A 2,482-nucleotide genomic window follows, 5' to 3' on the forward strand; every position below is an offset into this window, starting at 1 on the left:
CTCTGGGTCAGCACGGCGTGAACATCATGGAATTCTGCAAGGCTTTCAACGCCCGTACTCAGGGTCTTGAAGCAGGTCTGCCGACTCCAGTGATCATCACTGTCTACAGCGACCGTAGCTTCACTTTCGAAACAAAATCCACCCCTGCTTCGGTTCTGCTGAAGAAAGCGGCCGGTCTGACCAGCGGTTCCGCTCGTCCGAACACCGTTAAGGTTGGCACCGTTACCCGTGCTCAGCTGGAAGAAATCGCGAAAACCAAAAACGCGGATCTGACTGCAGCTGATATGGATGCAGCCGTGCGTTCTATCGCCGGTTCTGCTCGTAGCATGGGCCTTAACGTGGAGGGTGTGTAATGGCTAAGCTGACCAAGCGTCAAAAGGCTATCGCCGGCAAAATCGAAGCAGGCAAGGCCTACAACATTGTAGACGCCGCTGCCCTGCTGGCTGAGCTGTCGACTGTCAAGTTCAGCGAGTCGTTTGACATTGCTGTAAACCTGGGTGTAGACCCGCGTAAATCCGACCAGGTTGTTCGTAGCGCTACTGTGCTGCCGCACGGCACTGGCAAGACTGTTCGCGTTGCTGTGTTCACCCAGGGTCCAGCTGCTGAAGCCGCTCTGGCTGCCGGCGCTGACCGTGTAGGTATGGACGACCTGGCTGCCGAAATGAAAGGCGGCGACCTGAACTATGACGTAGTGATCGCATCCCCGGATGCAATGCGCGTTGTAGGTCAGCTGGGCCAGATCCTCGGTCCACGCGGTCTGATGCCAAACCCTAAGGTTGGTACCGTAACTCCAGACGTAGCGACTGCGGTCAAGAACGCCAAAGCTGGTCAGGTTCGTTATCGCACCGACAAAAACGGCATCATTCACACTTCCGTTGGCAAGATGGGCTTCGATGCCGTCAAGTTGAAGGAAAACGTTGAAGCCCTGATCGCTGATCTGAAGCGTATCAAGCCAGCTTCCTCGAAAGGTATCTACGTCAAGCGCGTTACCCTGAGCACCACTATGGGCCCAGGTCTGGTTATCGACCAGAGCTCGCTGGACGCGTAAGACAAAAATTGGCGCGACTATTTGCGCCAGTTGAAATATTGGGGTCCCTGCCTGGCGGGGGCTATCCAAGACCGTAGGCGACGCAAGTCTTAAACCACCAGCCTACGCAGATGGTGCTCCCGGTTCCTTACCGAATCAGACACCAAAACGACATTCGGTTTCGATCGAATGAAACGGTAACAAGCAGTAGTTAAACCCGTGGCAAATAATCTAGAAGAAAAGAAGGCCATCGTCGCTGAAGTCAACGAGGCTGCCAAAGTCGCTCTGTCCGCTGTCGTGGTTGATGCCCGTGGCGTAACAGTAGGCGCAATGACCGGACTCCGTAAAGAGGCTCGTGAAGCTGGCGTTTACGTACGTGTTGTACGTAACACCCTGCTCAAGCGCGCTGTTGCTGACACTGAATACAGTGTTCTCAACGACGTGTTCACCGGCCCGACCTTGATCGCATTCTCCAACGAACACCCGGGCGCTGCTGCTCGTCTGTTCAAAGAGTTCGCTAAAGGTCAGGACAAGTTCGAGATCAAGGCAGCTGCGTTCGAGGGCAAGTTCCTCGCAGCTAATCAGATCGACGTTCTGGCAAGCCTGCCGACCCGTGACGAAGCAATTTCCCAGCTGATGAGCGTGATTCAAGGCGCAACCAGCAAATTGGCTCGTACTCTGGCGGCACTTCGCGACCAGAAAGAAGCTGCTGCAGCCTAAGGCTGAGCGTTTCCTCTCTCGCGTATTTTTGTTTATTTCGATGGCCTCCAGGCTATCCCCCAATTCAGGAAATAAGTCATGTCTCTGACTAACGAACAAATCATCGACGCAATCGGCGAAAAATCGGTTCTGGAAATCGTTGAGCTGATCAAGGCAATGGAAGAGAAGTTCGGCGTATCCGCTGCCGCTGCTTCTGCTGGTCCAGCTGCTGCTGCCGCTGTTGTTGAAGAGCAAACCGAGTTCAACGTTATCCTGAAAGGCGCTGGCGAGAAGAAAGTCAACGTGATCAAGGCTGTACGTGAACTGACCGGTCTGGGTCTGAAAGAAGCCAAGGAGAAGGTTGACACCGCTCCTCAGGTTATCGCTGAAGGCGTTTCGAAAGAAGCTGCTGAAGACGCGAAGAAGAAGCTGGAAGAAGCAGGCGCTGAAGTCGAAGTTAAGTAACTTTCGACTTTGCACCTCCAGCCCGAGCGTCAAGCGACAGGCTGATGGCTGGTGGCTCTTGCCACCGGCCTTTTTCCGTTATTGGCAGCCGACTGGGTCGGTGCTGATAAAGGCGCTGTAGCCACCCGATGCGGTGGCGCAAACCATGGGGTTTGCACGATTTTCTGGCTGCTCCCGTCGGGAGGGGCCAAACAAGCAGGTGACCAAGCTGGGGAACGCTGATGGCTTACTCATATACTGAGAAAAAACGTATCCGCAATGACTTTAGCAAGTTGCCGGACGTCATGGATG

General features: G+C 54.5%; 5 protein-coding genes. All 5 read left to right on the top strand.

Annotated features, from left to right (window positions below):
- Positions 1-353: 50S ribosomal protein L11 (rplK, locus tag ACIF4X_RS28705; RefSeq protein WP_397484643.1), on the top strand; the 353-nt coding region annotated here is incomplete at its 5' end.
- On the top strand, positions 353-1,048 hold the full coding sequence (rplA, locus tag ACIF4X_RS28710; RefSeq protein ID WP_016984191.1) for a 50S ribosomal protein L1: 696 nt from the start codon (positions 353-355) through the stop codon (positions 1,046-1,048). The genes rplK and rplA, both read left to right, overlap by 1 nt.
- A 198-nt stretch (positions 1,049-1,246) precedes the next feature.
- The gene (rplJ, locus tag ACIF4X_RS28715) at positions 1,247-1,747 is read left to right on the top strand and encodes a 50S ribosomal protein L10 (protein WP_397484645.1); all 501 of its coding nucleotides are present in this window, start codon (positions 1,247-1,249) and stop codon (positions 1,745-1,747) included.
- 78 nt (positions 1,748-1,825) lie between these two features.
- Positions 1,826-2,191 carry a 50S ribosomal protein L7/L12 gene (rplL, locus tag ACIF4X_RS28720; RefSeq protein ID WP_053124318.1) on the top strand — a complete coding sequence of 122 codons (366 nt, stop codon included), beginning with the start codon at positions 1,826-1,828 and terminating at the stop codon, positions 2,189-2,191.
- 221 nt (positions 2,192-2,412) lie between these two features.
- A partial coding sequence (locus ACIF4X_RS28725; RefSeq protein ID WP_397484646.1) for a hypothetical protein occupies positions 2,413-2,482 on the top strand: 70 nt, incomplete at its 3' end.

Source organism: Pseudomonas sp. NPDC085632 (assembly GCF_044541255.1).
In the GTDB taxonomy this organism is placed as follows: Bacteria; Pseudomonadota; Gammaproteobacteria; order Pseudomonadales; family Pseudomonadaceae; genus Aquipseudomonas.

Coding starts and splice junctions, on each gene's coding strand:
- rplA (WP_016984191.1), top strand. CDS start 353: ATGGCTAAGCTGACCAAGCGTCAAAAGGCTATCGCCGGCAAAATCGAA.
- rplL (WP_053124318.1), top strand. CDS start 1,826: ATGTCTCTGACTAACGAACAAATCATCGACGCAATCGGCGAAAAATCG.